A 16,850-nucleotide genomic window follows, 5' to 3' on the forward strand; every position below is an offset into this window, starting at 1 on the left:
GTCCTCCATTTTAGAATATTCGCTTCTATATTTTTAAAAATTTTATCTATATGAAAAATAATAATAAAAAATAATTAATTTAATTTTTTTGAAAGCTGGCATGCAAAATGCTTATTTATTAACAGGTCGAAGACGACCATAAGTTTTAAAGACGGCCAAAGATGTCCGTTCTGATCGAGTTTGTGAACATTCAAGTGTGCACAAAGAAGTTACGTTCAGTCGGAGTGAAGGCCATGTCTTTATTTTTATTGCATAAAAAATTTATATCTGAATTATTTAATTTTTCAGTTCCAGCGATGCGAGCCTTCTCTATGAGGGGGCTCGCTTTTTTTATTTATTTTTATGACTTTGCTGTGCATTGGGTGTCATCAACGAGTGAAAGAAATGTATTCCAAGCAGCTACCTGCTTTGTGAGATTGATTCGCTTCTCGGTAGAACTACAAGGCAAAAAACAACGTCTATTTGAGAACGCAATAACGCAGCTTAAAAGCAACGTGATTTGAGGAGAAACATTATGAAATTGGTAATGATTGGTCATGGTATGGTGGGCCACAAATTCATCGAAGCCATTTTAGAAAAAGCAGATGATGAACTGGAAATCACGATTCTCGCGGAAGAGCCTCGTATCGCGTATGACCGCGTACATTTGACAGAATATTTTTCGGGGAAGTCAGCAAAAGATTTATCTTTAGCGCGTTTTGACTTTGCTGATGCTCATGGCATTGACTTACGTCTAAATACCAAAGCAACTGCAATTGATACAGCTGCGCAAACAGTTACAACCAACCATGGTGATGTCATTAGCTATGATAAATTAGTGTTGTCAACTGGTTCGTATGCATTCGTTCCACCAATTCCGGGTAATGACCGTGAAAACTGTTTTGTTTACCGTACGATTGAAGACTTAGACGCGATTCGTGCAGCAAGTCTTAATGCAAAAACAGGTGTAGTGATTGGTGGTGGTTTACTTGGTCTTGAGGCAGCTAAAGCGTTGCGTGATTTAGATCTAGAAACACATGTTGTTGAGTTTGCGCCACGTTTAATGGCAGTTCAAATTGATGACTTGGGCGGTAAAGTTTTACGCCGTAAAATTGAAGACCTTGGTGTAAAAGTTCATACACAAAAAGCGACTCAATCTATTCAATCGGGCAACAGCACTACACATGTAATGAAATTTGCAGATGGTAGTGAACTTGAAGCAGATGTCATTTTATTCTCTGCCGGCATTCGTCCACGTGATGAGCTTGCACGTAATAGTGGTCTCGCGATTGGTGAGCGTGGTGGTATCGTCATTAATGATTACTGCCAAACCTCAGATCAAAACATTTATGCCATTGGTGAATGTGCACTTTGGCAAAATAAAATTTATGGTTTGGTTGCACCGGGCTATGACATGGCACGTATTGCAGCAAAACACATTCTAGATGAAGAGTGTAATTGCTTCGCTGGTGCAGACATGAGCACTAAGTTGAAGTTGATGGGTGTGGATGTTGCCTCTGTAGGTGATGCGCATGCTATGACGCCAGGTGCATTAAGCTATTTCTATGCAGATGAGCATGCGCTGGTTTATAAAAAGATTGTTGTAAATGCAGATAAAACCAAGTTGCTTGGCGCAGTTTTGGTGGGTGATGCCAAAGAATACAACGACCTTTTACAAATGATGTTAAATGGTCTGGCTTTGCCAGAAGTGCCTGAAAGCTTGATTATGCCGGGCTTTGAACAGTCGGCAGGTAAGTCAGGTGGTAGCGGTGTAGATTTGTTGCCAGACAGCGCAACGATTTGTTCATGTAACAACGTATCAAAAGCGGACATTTGCCAAGCGATTTGTGATGGCTCGACTTCTTTGGGTGCATTAAAGAAATGCACCAAAGCAGCAACAGCATGTGGTGGCTGTGCGCCATTAGTGACTCAAGTATTGAAATCCGAATTACAACGTCAAGGTGTGACTGTAAATAACCACATTTGCGAACACTTCCCGTACTCGCGCCAAGAGTTGTATCACTTGGTACGTGTGAATGAAATCAAAACCTTCGATGATTTGATTCATCAACATGGTCATGGTTTAGGGTGTGACATTTGTAAACCTGCTGCGGCAAACATTTTGGCCTCTTGCTGGAATGATTTCGTACTTGAGCCAAGTCATGCAGGCTTACAAGACAGTAACGACTATTACTTGGGTAACATCCAAAAAGATGGTTCTTACTCGGTTGTGCCGCGTATGGCAGGCGGTGAAGTTACCCCAGATGGTTTAATTGCCATTGGTCAAATCGCGAAAAAATATAACCTGTACACCAAAATTACTGGCGGTCAACGTGTTGACATGTTCGGTGCGCAAGTTCACGAGCTTCCATTCATTTGGGAAGAGTTAAATGCTGCTGGTTTCGAGTCTGGTCATGCTTACGGTAAATCATTGCGTACCGTGAAATCATGTGTAGGTAGCACATGGTGCCGTTACGGGGTAGACAACTCGGTTGGTTTGGCGATTGAACTTGAAAACCGCTACAAAGGTTTACGGTCACCACATAAATTAAAAATGGCTGTGTCTGGATGTACACGTGAGTGTGCAGAAGCACAAGGCAAAGACGTCGGTATTATCGCGACCGAAAAAGGTTGGAACCTTTATGTATGTGGTAACGGTGGTATGAAACCACGTCATGCAGAATTGCTTGCGTCTGACCTTGATAAAGCAACGCTCATCCGCTACATCGACCGTTTCTATATGTTCTACATTCAGACCGCAGACCGTTTACAACGTACCAGTGTATGGCGTGACAACATGGAAGGTGGTTTAGATTACCTTAAATCTGTTGTTGTAGATGATTCTCTTGGTTTAGCTGCTGAGCTTGAACGCCGTATGGAACACATTATTGGCACCTACCAAGACGAATGGCGTACTGCGGTAGAAAATCCTGAAGTGCGTAAACGCTTCCAAACCTATATCAATGCAGGCGCGAGTGAACAGGCCGATCCACACATTCAATTTACGACTGAACGTGGTCAAATCCGTCCATTAACTGATGCTGAACGTTCAGAAGATCGCATTCCAATGGTTGAAGCATAAAGGAGAATTTCTATGAATATTGTACAAGACAAAAATATGCTTCCTGATGATCAATGGATTGACGTGTGTGCACTCGATGATTTAACACCGAACACTGGCGCGGGAGCGTTAGTTGGCGGTCAAGCGGTTGCAATCTTTCGTGTGGGTCATGAAAAACGTGTTTATGTGCTCAGCAATAAAGATCCGTTTAGCCAAGCGAATGTGATGAGCCGCGGGATTATTGGTGATTTGCAAGGCGAACGTGTCATTGCATCACCAATCTATAAACAACATTTTAGTTTAGCGACGGGCCGTTGTTTAGAAGATAAAGACCAAAAGCTTTCAGTTTACCCAAGCAAAATTGTTGATGGTCGTGTTTGGATCAATGCAGTGCCGCAAAAAACTTATATTACCAATACAGGTGTGTCTCAAGACAAACTTAAACTGGTACTGATCGGAAATGGCTTGGCAGGTATGCGTTGTCTAGAAGATTTACTTGATATGGCACCAGACCGTTATGAAGTTACAGTAGTTGGTAAGGAACCTTGGGGGAATTATAACCGTATCATGTTATCTCCGGTTTTATCTGGTGAAAAAACCATTGAAGATATCATGCTACATCCACCAAAGTGGTATGACGAGAAAGGCATCAAATTTATTGCGGGTGACAAGGCCGTAAAGATTGATCGTCCGCGTAAAGTAGTTTACACCGAAAAAGGGCAAGCTGTTGACTATGATCGTTTGATCTTGGCAACAGGCTCGGCTCCGTTTATTCCCCCAGTTCAAGGTGTCGATTTAAAGGGTGTTCTAACTTTCCGTGATATTTATGACGTTAACACCATGATTGAATACTGTGGTTCAAAAACTAATGCGGTCGTAATTGGCGGTGGTTTACTGGGTTTAGAGGCAGCATATGGTTTAAAACAACGCGGTATGAATGTCACAGTCCTGCATTTGATGGACCGTATTATGGAACGCCAACTTGATGGTCGTGCAAGTCAATTACTTCGTCATAGCATTGAGCAAAAAGGTATTCAAATCATTACCGAAGCGAATACCGAAGCGTTAATTGGTGATGAAAACGGTCATGTGAAGCAAATCCGTTTGAAAGATGGCACGGTTTTAGAAGCCGATCTTGTGGTATTTGCAGTCGGTATTCGTCCAAATATTAGCTTGGCGCAAAGTGCCGGTTTACGTTGTAACCGCGGTGTGTTGGTCAATGACACCATGCAAACGTTTGACCCAAGTATTTATGCGGTGGGTGAGTGTATTGAACATCGCGGACAAACTTTTGGTTTGGTTGAACCATTATGGGGCCAAGCATTTATTTGCGCGACACATTTAGCAGAGCACGGCAGCTTAACTTTTAAAGCACCTACTGTACCGACTCAGTTAAAAGTCAGTGGTGTCGATGTATTCTCTGCGGGGAATTTTGAGCCGAAAGATGATTATGAAGACATTATCCTGAACGATGAAAAACGCCAGATTTATAAGCGTATTATCATTCAAAGCGATCGAGTAATCGGTGCAGTATTATTTGGAGATACTGAAGATGGCATGTGGTATGCAGAGTTAATTGCAGATCAAACACCTGTTTCTTCATTTAGAAATAAGCTGCTATTTGGTCGAGATTTTGCATTAAAAAATGCAGGCTAAATAGGGAAAGGAGCAGTTATGAATAGTATTCCAAGTGTTGAAATCGATAGCTCCGACCATGTTGCAAAAATCACCAAAACAACATGTCCATATTGTGGGGTAGGTTGTGGTGTCAGTGTAAACGTCCAACAAAAACCTCAAAGACCTCTGGTACAAGTTGAGGGGGATGCTGAGCATCCTTCCAACTTTGGACGCTTGTGTATTAAAGGTAGCCGCTTGGCGGATACTTTGGGGTTGGAAACACGTGTTTTACAGCCGATGATAGGGCGCAAAGCTGATCGGGTGGTAACGACATGGGATGCGGCAATCAATAAAATTGCCGATAAATTCCAATCTTGTATTGACCAATATGGCCGTGACAGCATTGCATTTTATGTTTCAGGTCAGCTTTTGACTGAAGATTATTATGTGGTGAATAAGTTTGTAAAAGGCTATTTGGGCACTGCAAATATCGACACCAACTCGCGCCTTTGCATGTCATCTGCGGTTGCTGGGCATAAACGCAGCTTTGGTGAAGATATTGTGCCTGCAAGTTATGAAGATTTTGAGCATGCAGACATGGTGGTATTAGTTGGTTCTAATACCGCATGGTGCCATCCTGTGCTTTATCAACGGATCATGCAGGCTAAAAGCCAAAATCCAGATATGTTTGTCGTGGTAATTGACCCACGGTTTACCAGTACTTGTGAGCAGGCTGATTTACATTTACCGATTTTGCCGGGTCAAGATGTCGCTTTGTTTAATGGTTTATTTCAATATTTATATGGAAATGGACATGCCGATCAGGCTTTTGTGGATGCTTATACCGAAGGTCTGCAAGAAGTTTTGGCAAGTAGTCAGCCAGAAACTGAAATTGAATATGTGGCAAAGCGTACGGGAATTACGTTCGATAAGTTGCAACAGTTTTTTGAAAAATTTGCTCAAACTGAAAAAGTCATCACCCTATTTTCAATGGGTGTGAATCAATCAAGTCAGGGTGTAAATAAAGCCAACAGTATTATTAATTGTCATTTATTGACTGGAAAAATTGGTAAGCTCGGCGCTGCGCCGTTTTCAATGACAGGTCAGCCAAATGCGATGGGTGGCCGTGAAGTGGGTGGCCTAGCCAATATGTTGGCTGCACATATGGATTTAGATAACCCACTACATCAAAAAGTAGTTCAAACTTTCTGGGACAGTCCATTCATTGCAACTCAAGCGGGTTTAAAAGCAGTTGATTTATTCCGTGCCGTTGAAGCCGGAAAAATTAAAGCCATCTGGATTATGGCGACCAATCCAGTCGTGAGTTTGCCAGATGCCGATCAAGTCAAACGGGCATTAGAGAAGTGCGAGTTAGTTGTCGTGTCAGATATCTGTGCAGATACGGATACTACTGCCTATGCCGATGTTTTGCTTCCAGCTTTAGGGTGGGGAGAAAAAGATGGAACTGTGACGAACTCTGAGCGCCGTATTTCTCGTCAGCGAGCATTCTTACCTTCGCCAGGTGAAGCAAAAGCAGACTGGTGGTCGGTGAGTCAAGTCGCAAAAAAATTAGGCTTTAATGGTTTTGATTTCGCGAGTGCTGTTGATATTTTCAATGAGCATGCAGCGTTATCTGCACAAGACAATGCAGATATGGATGTGCGAGAAGAGAGTAATAATTTCCGTTATTTCAACCTGAAAGGATTAATGAACCTAAGTAATGACGAGTACGATGCTCTACAACCAGTGCAATGGCCAGTGTGGAATAAAAACCAAGACGCTAAAGCCGTTCAACAACTGTTTGGCAAGGGCCAGTTTAGTCATAAAAATGCGAAGGCGAAATTGATTCCAACTGTTGCAATTGATCCAGTTCATGCAATTTCGGAAGACTATCCACTCATTTTAAACACTGGACGTATTCGAGACCAATGGCACACCATGACGCGTACCGGTTTGTCACCAAATTTGACCAGCCATCGCGCTGAACCATTCTGCGAGATTCATCCGAGTGATGCCTTGAAATTTGGTGTACGTGATCAAGGCTTGGTAGAAGTTCGCTCGAAATGGGGCAGTTGTGTACTACGCGTAACGTTCTCATCTGGTGTACGCCGTGGTCAAATTTTTGCGCCGATTCACTGGACTGAACAGGTCGCATCCGATGCCCGTATTGGTAAAGTCGTTAACCCCGAAGTCGATGCAATTTCAGGCGAACCTGAGTTCAAACATACGCCTGTAACCATTCAACCATTCTATACGACTTGGCAAGGCGTGCTCTATATTCGTGAAGGATACGATTCGCATATTCAAGAATCGCTACATCACTGTGCATGGTGGACCAAGGTCAAAATGCTGAAAACCAACCGTTATGAACTTGCAGACCGCCAAACTTTTCATGACACGCAGAAGAATCTGAAAAGCTTTTTGCCATTTGCCGATGAAACTTTTGAATGGTTAAGCATTGAAGATATTTCCTCACAACTGAGTCATAGCATTATTTTGAAAGATGGCATTGTAATTGCAAGCTTATATATTGCACCGCCAGATTTATTACCGGACCGTGACTGGGTAGCAAGTTTGTTTAAACGGGAACGTTTAAGTGCCTTACACCGAAAAGCGTTACTGGCTGGCATGCCAATGTCTGCTACAAATAATGACGGACCTTTAGTCTGTAGTTGTTTTAAAGTAGGTAAGAACAAAATTATAGACGCAATCAAAACTCAAAATATTACTCATGAAAAGCAAGTGACGGCTTGTTTAAAAGCAGGTGGAAACTGTGGTTCATGTTTACCTGAAATCCGTGGTTTGATTAAAGCTTGCCAACAGGAGGTAGAAGTGTGAATAAGGGATATCCCATAACTGATATGGTCATTCTGGCGGGTGGACAAGCTCGCCGTATGAATGGTTTAAATAAGTTATTGCAGCAATTTGATGGTGAAACGCAACTGATTAAAATTCATCAGAAATTAAGATCATCAGTGTCTGAAATTTGGGTGAATAGCCATCGTGATTATTCAATTTATCAAAGTATTGTGCCGGACATTCAATGTTATCAAGATGATGCAGCAGGCTTTTTTGGTCCACTCATGGGAATGAAAAGTGCATGGTCAAATGTAAGCGCAGATTATGTTTTATTTATCCCTTGTGATGTAACTTATATTCCTACCCAAGTCGTTGCAAAATTACACAGCGCACTTCGAAAAAATAAACAGGCTCAGGCAGCCTATGTTTCAATTAATGGAGATGCCTTGTACCCATTTTGTTTATTAAAACGTGAAAGTCTAAATACCATAACAGAGCAAATTGAAAAGCAGCGGTTAAGTTTGAAAGAGTGTTTTAAGCTTTTACATGCTCAAGTGGCTATATTTCAAAAACAAAACCTGTTTTTTCATAGCATTAATTCATTGGATGAACTCCAGCAATACAAACAAATCAAAGCATTTAAAGAGATGTTTTCGACAAATTAAAACTTTAACCATATCGATTTAAAATTTACATTGATAATCTGAAATCATTTTTTAAAATTTTGAGTTATTGACTATTTAGAATTTAAGTTCTATTTTGGAACTTGTTGTTTTCATTCTAGCCAGATGTATAAAAATAAATGGAGCCAGAAAAATGATCGATGCAGTTCAGCAAAATAAAACAGATGTGACCGCATGTATTTTGTGTTCTAGAAACTGCGGTTTAAGTGTTGAAGTTAAAGATAATCAGTTTGTCAAAATTAAAGGCAATCCTGAGCATCCATTTTCTCAAGGGTACATTTGCCAAAAAGCTGCCAGATTACAACACTACCAGAAACATGCAGACCGTTTGAACGCGCCTTTAAAACGCCAGCCAGATGGTTCATTTCAAGAAGTGAGCTGGGATGTCGCCATTCAAGAAATTGCTGATCGATTAGTACAGATTAGAGATAATTTTGGTGGGACAGCTTTTGCATCTGTTGGGGGCGGTGGTCAAGGCAACCATCTAGGTGCAGCTTATGGTCGACAACTTTTACTGGCTATGAAAAGTTATTATGCTTATAACTCGCTTGCACAAGAAAAAACGGGTGATTTCTGGCTCAATGGGCGTTTGTTCGGGAGCCAGGCTTGCCATACCACAGAAGATGTTGAATATGCCGATTATGTTCTTTTTATTGGGACAAATCCTTTTCAGGCCCATGGTATTCCCAACGCACGAGACACGTTAAAACATATTAAGAAAGATCCGAACCGCACCATGGTGGTGTTTGATCCACGTGTTACTGAAACAGCAAAACAAGCAGATATTCATGTGCAATTAAAACCGGGGACAGATGCTTTTTTAATGTCGGCCATGATTGCGATCATTATTAAAGAAAAGCTTTATGATGCAACATTTATCGATCAGCATACGCACGATTTTGAAGACGTGAAAACAGCATTTAGTCATATCCCGATTGAAGACTATATTGCTAAAGCTGATGTTCCAGTCGATTTGATTTATCAGGTTGTTCGAGACTTTGCAAAGGCAAAAAGAGGCTGTGTGCGGATTGATTTAGGTATTCAACATACTTTAAATACGACATTAAATGGATATTTAGAAAAACTACTGTACTTAGTGACGGGAAACTTTGGAAAGCAGGGTACCAATAATTTACATACCATGTTTATTCCAATCTTAAGCGATACAGATGAAAGAAAGCCGAAATATAGACGTAGTGTTTACCATAAAATGTTCCCAATTTCTGGGTTCTTTCCCCCTAATATTTTACCCGATGAAATCTTAAAAGCAGGGGAAAAACGAATTCGTGCTGTGTTTGTAGATAGTTGTAATCCGCTATTAACTTACCCTGATACACCTGCTTTTGAGGAAGCCTTTAAAGCATTAGATTTTTTGGTTGTGGTCGATGTTGCCATGACAGAAACAGCAAGACTAGCGGATTACATTTTGCCTGCTCATACTCAATTTGAGAAATGGGAATTTACTGGCTTTAATCTTGAGTTTCCTAAGAATGGCTTTCACCTGCGACATCCCGTATTGACTGCTCAAGCAAACACTTTACCAGAAGCCGAAATATATACACGATTACTTGAAGCCATGCAGGTGATTCCAAAACGCTTTCCAATTTTAGAAAAAATAGCTTCAGTCGACTCGAAAAAAACAGCCTATTTACCGTACTTGTCGGCATTAGGGCTTACTTTTGCGCGAAATAAAAAATATATCCCTTTTGCTGCTTCTATCATTTATCGAACTCTTGGCAAACGAATTGGCAATTCTGCAGATTCAGTTGCTTTTTTATTGCCGTTATCGATTCAATATGCTGTCTTACATACTAAGGCTGTACGTCGTGCAGGTTACAAAGGTAATCCTTTAACCTTAGGCGTTCGTTTATTTGAACAAATTTTAAAGCAACGTTCAGGTGTGGTGTTATCGCAACATGAATATGACGAAGTCTGGAAATTGGTGGCTTATAAAGATAAGAAAATACGCCTTGCTATTCCAGAGATGTTAACTGAGCTAGCAAATTTAAAAAATCATCAGGTTAATGCTGAAGAGTTTCCATTCATACTTTTATCAGGTGAGCGACGTAGTTATAACGCCAATCAAATTTACCGTGATCCAGCTTGGCGAAAAGTAGATGCTGAAGGGGCTTTACGAATTCATCCTGAAGATGCGAGAAACTTAAATGTAGATGCAGGAGGTCAGCTCAAATGTATCTCACAACATGGAGAAATTCAGGTTACTGTAGATTTTGATGAGGGAATGCGAAAAGGTGTGGTGTCACTTCCACATGGCTATGGCATGCGCTTCCAAGGTGGAGAGCCAATTGGACCACAATTAAATCTGCTAATTTCTGGTGAGCATTGTGATCCTTTATCTAAAACGCCGTACCATAAATATATACCCATACGTTTAGAAAAGTGCTAGAAATAGAGCAGACATATAACAGGTTGACGCCACAAAGGTTTTTTAAAGCTTTAAAACTGAGCTAAAACGGTAAGGCGAATATTTTAATTAAAACCCAAAGAATTATGGATGATAAATAGAATTGGAACAAATTTTGCTATAAAGATTAAAGCACTACTAAGGCGCAATTTTTTAAGTTTAATTGCTCATAATCAGTGCTAGCAATATTTGAACTGTTCTCGACATGAGTGCAAAAGATGAAACAATATCACTCTGAAAATACGCCACCTGTTCTACAAGACCAATATGGGCGTATCAAGCGAAAGTTACGAATTTCGGTAACCGATCGCTGTAATTTTAAGTGTGTATATTGCATGCCTGAACATCCTGAATGGCTAAATAAACAAGATTTGCTTAGTTTTGAGGCGCTTTTTCAGTTTTGCAGTTTTATGGTGCAACATGGTGTTGAAAGCATCCGTATTACGGGCGGAGAGCCATTAATGCGTCAAGGCATTGTCCATTTCGTCCGTGATTTACAAGCTCTAAAAGTATTAGGCTTAAAACGTATTTCAATGACCACTAATGGACATTATCTGGCTAAATACGCTCAGCAATTAAAAGATGCTGGTTTAGATGACTTAAATATTAGTTTAGATAGCTTAGATCCGATTCAATTTAAAGAGCTCACCAAGAAAAAATTAGAACCAGTTCTTGAGGGTATTCAAGCTGCAAAAGATGCAAAACTACCTTTTAAAATCAACTGTGTGTTAATGAAAAATAAAAATGACGATCAAATCTTACCTATGGTGAGATGGTCAATCGCCAACCATATTCCACTACGTTTTATTGAATTCATGCCACTTGATGGTGATGCACTTTGGTCAAATAAAGATGTGGTGAGTGAAGCTGATATTTTACAGGCTTTACAACCGCATTATTCAGTACAAGTTATTGAGCAGCAGCATGAACCAGCGCGCCAATATCTGCTTAACAATAGCTATGCTCTAGGCATCATTTCAACCATTACTCATTCATTTTGCCACCAATGTGATCGCATACGACTAACAGCACAAGGTGAGTTGTATAACTGTCTATTTGCGCAGCAGGGTTTAAATATTAAGCCACAGCTTCAAGCATTATTGCGCGCACAGAACTCAAGCGATCATCTGCTACATAGTCAGCAGTTAAAAGAGAGAGTTATGCCGTATATCTGGAATAAAGCCAAAGGCTTTCATGCCTTACAACATCAACAAACCCGTAAAATCAGTATGCATATGCTTGGGGGATAAATGCAGCAATCTATCCAAATTAAAATCGAATCGTTCGGTGCAATTGAAAAATTGCTTCCCCAAAATCTTTCGATTGTTTGTCCTACCAATACTTTAGTGAAAGATGTCTTAGATCAAATTGTTAGTTTACATCCAGAATGTACACAGGCCATGGAAAAATGTGCGTGTGCGATAGAGGATAACGTTATAACCAGACAATCTGTTTTAAGTCAGCCGTGTACTTTGGTTTTATTATCACCAGTTGCAGGAGGCTAAGCCATGCGAGATTTTGCACGTATACAAGAGCAGGCTTTGAGTTTAGATACTTTTGATCCTATTGAATCATTTCCTGAGTGTGGTGGAATCGATATTTTTATGGGAACGGTTCGTAATCACCATGAAGGGAAAGCGGTAAAAGCGTTGAAATATACCTCGTATAAACCGCTTTCTGAAAAAATGATACGTGAAATTGAACTAGAAATTGAGAAAAAGTATCAGGTATCTTATGTGCGAGTGGTTCACCGGATTGGGCATCTAGATGTCGGTGAAACAGCAATCATTGCAATTGCTTATGCAGCCCATCGCCGTGAAGCGTTTCAAGCATGCGAAGAAGCGGTTGAGCGAGTAAAACATGAAGTGCCTGTGTTTAAAGAAGAGTTCTTTGCAGATGGTACAAGTCACTATGTAGAAGGTTGCTGTATTCGTAAGGATGCACCGCACGAACACAAACATCACCATCATGCCGGCCATGAACACTCACACTGAAATAAGCAAGATTAGGATAAATAATGAAAAACGTAGGAATGAAGCCGGAAAGTTATCGTGTTGCTGAAGCACAAGCCATTTTATACGCACCACCACACTGTATCGAATTATTAAGACAAGGAAATACTGAAAAAGGCGATGCATTAAAAACTGCACGTGTTGCAGGAATCTTGGCAGCAAAACGTACTGATGAGCTGATTCCTTTGTGTCATCCACTGCCGATTTATCGTGCAGATGTTGAATATGAATTAGAACATGATTTTGTGAAGATTATTACCGTGGTTGAAACCATTGGTCCAACTGGCGTAGAAATGGAAGCCTTAACTGCTGCCAGTCTTGCAGGGTTAACCATTTATGACATGTTAAAACCGCATTGTGAACCAGAAGAGCTCTGGATGGATCAATGTAAATTGCTTAAGAAAAAAGGTGGGAAATCACACTTTAAGCGAGTTCTTCGTCAGCCTGTTTCGGCGGCTGTTATTGTGCTGTCCGATACTGTCGCAGCGGGTAGAAAGCCAGATACTGCCGGAAAATCTGTAGTTGAAACTTTAACCGAGGCAGGATTCGACCCAATTCATTACCAGATTTTGCCAGATGAAGCGGATACTTTAAAAAACTTAGTGCTTGAGCTGAGCAAATCATATGCTTGCATTATGACTGTTGGCGGTACGGGAATTGGTAAACGTGATATTACGGTCGATACGTTAGAGCCCCTTTTAGAACGTAAGTTAGATGGCTTAATGGAAGCTGCACGATCTTTTGGACAAAAACGCACGCCATATGCTGCAATGTCGCGTGGAGTAGCCGGTTTTATTGATCGTTCACTGGTGGTGACTTTGCCGGGAAGCCGTGGTGGAGCAAGCGAATCAATGGCTGCTATTTTACCTGCCTTAGTCCATATTTTTGATGTTTGCCGAGATTTACCACATCCGGGAGGCTATGAGTAATGGCTGGTTGTGGTGCAGAACGTGGATTGATTAGCGTAGATGAAGCAATTGAGCTGATTAGTAATCGTCCTAAAAAAATAGGTTCAATTCAGCAAGCGCTTCAAAATAGCCTAAGCAGGTATCTTGCTAAAGAAATTTATTCAGAAATTAATTTGCCAAGCTTTTCTCAAAGTGCTGTAGATGGTTATGCGCTTTGTAGCCATGCAGAAGATTTAAATAATCAAAAATTTCAGGTTACTGGTGAAATTCGTGCTGGAAGCGAAAGTCATGACATTTTGAGTGAAGGTCAGGCAATTCGTATATTTACGGGGGGTAAAATTCCTGAAGGCACAACACATGTTGCGAGGCAAGAAATAGTAGAGGTCATTTCAGCACAAGAAATTTCGTTAACTGAACATATTCGCTCTCAAGCTGATATCCGTTTTACTGGCGAAGAAATCCAGAATGGACAGTTGCTTGCACAAGTTGGACAGTTTCTAAATATTGGAAGCTTAGCTGCCTTAAGTATGGCGGGTGTACAAACGGTTGAGATTTACCGTGCACCGAAAGTCGCTGTTTTAGTTACTGGTGATGAAGTTGCCGAAAAAGCAGAAGATCTTGCCGAAGGTAAAATTTTTGATGCAAATGGTCCATTACTAAAAGCTTGGTTTAAAGATTATGGCTTAGATGTTGAAATTATTCATGTGGCAGATGAGGCAACACAGGTCACACAATATTTCGACCGATTAAAAGATAGTCATGATGTCATCATAACCACAGGCGGAGTGTCAGTAGGTGATTATGACTTTGTTCGACCATGCGCTTTTGAAGTTGGTTTTGAACAGATCTTTTGGAAAGTAAAACAAAAGCCGGGTAAGCCACTCTTTTTTGCTGAATATTCTCAACCTAAAAAAGATCACTATTGTTATTTGCTTGGGTTGCCGGGTAATCCTGCTGCAGTCTATGTCTCTATGCAGGTTTACGGTAAAGTATTGCTCGATACTTTGCAGGGAAAGCAAACTGGGCCAGAGTGGTTTAGTGCAATTTTAGATCATGATTTAAAAGAGGATGCACGCGAGCGTTTTCTACGAATGCATGCTTATTTTGACAATGGACAACTCAAAGTTAAAAGTCTGGCAAAACAACAATCGCACATGCTGAGTAATTTAATGCAAGCCAATTGTCTAGTTCGAATTCCGGCAAATGTAAAGTTGGAAGCGGGTTATATATTGAAAGGCGTATTCATTTCAAACTAATGATAAATATAACTCACTATACAATTGGGTGAGTTATATTTGTTAAGCAAATTTATATAATAACTTTTTATTTTTTTATAATGATAATTCTTTTATAAAATTGATAAGAAGTTATTTTTATAATGAATCTTGCATAAATCGTGGTAAGTGGTTTAGGGTATAAATAATAGGGCCATTAGGCTAGTAAATATCGAGGAACGCATAAAGATGAAATGGGACGACATCGGTGATCAACCTTGTTCGGTTGCTCGTATGCTATCAGTAATTGGCGATCGATGGACGATGCTAATATTACGTAATGCTTTTATGGGAATACGCCGTTTTGACGATTTTCAAAAGTCATTAGGTGTAACTCGTCATGTCCTTTCGGATCGCCTAAAGCGTTTAGTTGAATATGAAATTTTAGTCAAAGCTCCTTATTTTGACCGTCAGGAACGTTTTGAATATAAATTGACTGATAAAGGTTTTGAGCTTTATCCAATTATCTTATCTATGGCAAATTGGGCAGATAAATGGATGGATCAAGGTTTGGGTAAACCTTTAGAATATCGTCATAAAACTTGTGGTCATAAGTTTGAACCAGTCATGGTATGTTCGGTTTGCCGTGAACCTTTACATGCAAAACAAGTTCAGGTTTCAGCTGGGCCGGGTTATTTTGCATATATGCAGCAAAAACAGAAACAAGCCTAATTTATTACTAATTATGAAGACTCTTGTTGAATCGCATCAGCTAGGGTCTTATAGATATGGTCATGATTTGACTGGGTTACATTAAAACGTATGAATTGACCAGCATTAGGAGCTTGGCTAAACGCATTTCCTGGTGCAAGAATAACATGATGGTTAATACAATATTTTGCAATTTTTGAAGCTTCAACTCCCTCTGGCAAATGACACCAAACAAAAATTCCAGCTTGAGGCTTAATCCATGGCTTGATACCTAATGGTTCAAGTTTATTAATCGTATCGTGCATCGCTTTTGTTAAACGAACCTTTAGTAATTCTATATGTTTACGGTAAGATCCATCTGTTAAAGCACTTAATAAAACTTCAGCCGATACTCCATTGTGAGAAAAGCTAGTGGCAATTTTCAGGTCAGTGAGCTGATCAATCCATTCTGGTTTTGCAATAATATAACCACAGCGAATAGATGCTGATAACGTTTTAGAAAAACTTCCAATAAAGATTACACGTGAAAGATTATCCAAAGCAGCAAGCCGAGGAGCAGGGCTATATTCAAAATCTGAAAAAATATCATCTTCAACAACAATCAAATTGGATTGCTCAATAAGCTTTAATAATTGATGCGCCGTAGAAAGAGAAAGTACTGCTCCAGTTGGATTGTGAATTCCTGAGTTGGTGATATAAAGACGCGGATTATAAGTTTCAATTGCTTCTTTAAATGCCTCTAAGTTAGGACCTGTTTGTGTGTAGGGAATACCAATAACCTTGACTTGATGAACTTTAAGTAAAGCATGAAAGTTGAAATAACAAGGATCATCAATCAAAACCACATCATCAGGCCTTAATAAAAATCGGCAAACCAAATCAATCGCTTGAGTCCCTGAGTCTGTTAAAAGCACCTGATTAAGGTTTGCGTTTATCCCTTTTGCTTGAGCGCGTCTTGCCAGTAAGTCACGTAGAGCGGGTAATCCTAACGGTGTTGAATAACCCATTAAACAATCATCAGGGCTTCTTGCAGCTGACCTTAAGGCTTTACGAATACTGTCTAAGGGCATCCAGTCATCAGGTAGCCAACCGCAACCAGGCTTAAAAACATCTGCTTTTGCTTCCAAAGATTGACGTGAAATCCATAATGGATCAACTGAACGATCTAATTTAGGGCCTAATTCACTTAAAGCTAAAGGTGCGAGCGGACCAACAATATAAAAACCAGATCCAGTTCTTGATTCGATTTTTCCCAAAGCAATTAATCTTTCATACGCTTCTACAACTGTTGATACTGAAAATCCCAGATCATTCGCTAACTTACGAACAGAAGGTAAGCGTGCTCCAGGCATTAAAGACCGATTTTTTATTTGTTGCTCAATCTCTGAAATAACAATTTCAATTTTTGTTTTGCTCTGATTCACTGACTTAAAATCCCAAC

The 16,850-nt window shown here is 40.2% G+C and carries 13 protein-coding genes; 12 read left to right on the forward strand and 1 reads right to left on the reverse strand.

Annotated elements, in window-relative coordinates:
• Positions 1-161: 161 nt before the first annotated feature.
• The 12 genes from HLV59_RS07455 (at position 162) to HLV59_RS07510 (ending at position 15,430) form a co-directional block, all read left to right on the forward strand.
• A complete protein-coding gene (locus tag HLV59_RS07455) occupies positions 162-503 on the forward strand; it encodes a hypothetical protein (protein ID WP_057106132.1) in 342 nt (113 codons plus the stop codon).
• Positions 504-514: 11 nt separating this feature from the next.
• Positions 515-3,061 carry a nitrite reductase large subunit NirB gene (nirB, locus tag HLV59_RS07460; RefSeq protein ID WP_216606765.1) on the forward strand — a complete coding sequence of 849 codons (2,547 nt, stop codon included), beginning with the start codon at positions 515-517 and terminating at the stop codon, positions 3,059-3,061.
• 12 nt (positions 3,062-3,073) lie between these two features.
• Positions 3,074-4,696, forward strand: coding sequence for a nitrite reductase small subunit NirD (nirD, locus tag HLV59_RS07465; RefSeq protein WP_171429658.1), 1,623 nt, complete (start codon positions 3,074-3,076; stop codon positions 4,694-4,696).
• Positions 4,697-4,714: 18 nt separating this feature from the next.
• Positions 4,715-7,495, forward strand: a complete 2,781-nt coding sequence (locus HLV59_RS07470) for a nitrate reductase (RefSeq protein WP_171429659.1) — start codon at positions 4,715-4,717, stop codon at positions 7,493-7,495.
• Positions 7,492-8,121: a molybdenum cofactor guanylyltransferase gene (gene mobA, locus HLV59_RS07475; protein ID WP_171429660.1), complete on the forward strand. Its 630-nt coding sequence runs from the start codon at positions 7,492-7,494 to the stop codon at positions 8,119-8,121. Before HLV59_RS07470 ends, mobA begins: the two co-directional genes overlap by 4 nt.
• A 151-nt stretch (positions 8,122-8,272) precedes the next feature.
• Complete coding sequence (locus HLV59_RS07480; RefSeq protein WP_171429661.1) at positions 8,273-10,546, forward strand: molybdopterin-dependent oxidoreductase; 2,274 nt, start codon at positions 8,273-8,275, stop codon at positions 10,544-10,546.
• Between the two features lie 227 nt (positions 10,547-10,773).
• Positions 10,774-11,814: a GTP 3',8-cyclase MoaA gene (moaA, locus tag HLV59_RS07485; protein WP_171429662.1), complete on the forward strand. Its 1,041-nt coding sequence runs from the start codon at positions 10,774-10,776 to the stop codon at positions 11,812-11,814.
• Positions 11,815-12,069, forward strand: coding sequence for a MoaD/ThiS family protein (locus tag HLV59_RS07490; RefSeq protein WP_171429663.1), 255 nt, complete (start codon positions 11,815-11,817; stop codon positions 12,067-12,069).
• A gap of 3 nt (positions 12,070-12,072) precedes the next feature.
• A complete protein-coding gene (locus HLV59_RS07495) occupies positions 12,073-12,558 on the forward strand; it encodes a molybdenum cofactor biosynthesis protein MoaE (RefSeq protein ID WP_171429664.1) in 486 nt (161 codons plus the stop codon).
• A 23-nt stretch (positions 12,559-12,581) separates the two neighbouring features.
• Complete coding sequence (gene moaCB / locus HLV59_RS07500; RefSeq protein WP_000799986.1) at positions 12,582-13,505, forward strand: bifunctional molybdenum cofactor biosynthesis protein MoaC/MoaB; 924 nt, start codon at positions 12,582-12,584, stop codon at positions 13,503-13,505.
• Entirely contained in the window at positions 13,505-14,740 is a 1,236-nt protein-coding gene (locus HLV59_RS07505) for a molybdopterin molybdotransferase MoeA (RefSeq protein ID WP_171429665.1), read from the forward strand. Before moaCB ends, HLV59_RS07505 begins: the two co-directional genes overlap by 1 nt.
• Before the next feature lie 207 nt (positions 14,741-14,947).
• Positions 14,948-15,430 (forward strand): winged helix-turn-helix transcriptional regulator, encoded by a 483-nt coding sequence (locus HLV59_RS07510; protein ID WP_005068860.1) that lies wholly within the window; start codon positions 14,948-14,950, stop codon positions 15,428-15,430.
• 11 nt (positions 15,431-15,441) lie between these two features.
• Here HLV59_RS07510 and HLV59_RS07515 read toward each other — a convergent pair whose 3' ends face one another.
• Entirely contained in the window at positions 15,442-16,833 is a 1,392-nt protein-coding gene (locus HLV59_RS07515; protein WP_171430595.1) for an aminotransferase-like domain-containing protein, read from the reverse strand.
• Between the last annotated feature and the right edge of the window lie 17 nt (positions 16,834-16,850).

It is taken from the genome of Acinetobacter lactucae (assembly GCF_013122135.1).
Taxonomy (GTDB): domain Bacteria; phylum Pseudomonadota; class Gammaproteobacteria; order Pseudomonadales; family Moraxellaceae; genus Acinetobacter; species Acinetobacter lactucae.

What these genes read in the sequence shown, in the direction of transcription:
- HLV59_RS07470 (WP_171429659.1), top strand. Translation starts at nt 4,715, where the DNA reads ATGAATAGTATTCCAAGTGTTGAAATCGATAGCTCCGACCATGTTGCA.
- nirB (WP_216606765.1), top strand. Translation starts at nt 515, where the DNA reads ATGAAATTGGTAATGATTGGTCATGGTATGGTGGGCCACAAATTCATC.
- nirD (WP_171429658.1), top strand. Translation starts at nt 3,074, where the DNA reads ATGAATATTGTACAAGACAAAAATATGCTTCCTGATGATCAATGGATT.
- HLV59_RS07490 (WP_171429663.1), top strand. Translation starts at nt 11,815, where the DNA reads ATGCAGCAATCTATCCAAATTAAAATCGAATCGTTCGGTGCAATTGAA.
- HLV59_RS07505 (WP_171429665.1), top strand. Translation starts at nt 13,505, where the DNA reads ATGGCTGGTTGTGGTGCAGAACGTGGATTGATTAGCGTAGATGAAGCA.
- HLV59_RS07455 (WP_057106132.1), top strand. Translation starts at nt 162, where the DNA reads ATGTCCGTTCTGATCGAGTTTGTGAACATTCAAGTGTGCACAAAGAAG.
- HLV59_RS07495 (WP_171429664.1), top strand. Translation starts at nt 12,073, where the DNA reads ATGCGAGATTTTGCACGTATACAAGAGCAGGCTTTGAGTTTAGATACT.
- HLV59_RS07480 (WP_171429661.1), top strand. Translation starts at nt 8,273, where the DNA reads ATGATCGATGCAGTTCAGCAAAATAAAACAGATGTGACCGCATGTATT.
- moaCB (WP_000799986.1), top strand. Translation starts at nt 12,582, where the DNA reads ATGAAAAACGTAGGAATGAAGCCGGAAAGTTATCGTGTTGCTGAAGCA.
- HLV59_RS07510 (WP_005068860.1), top strand. Translation starts at nt 14,948, where the DNA reads ATGAAATGGGACGACATCGGTGATCAACCTTGTTCGGTTGCTCGTATG.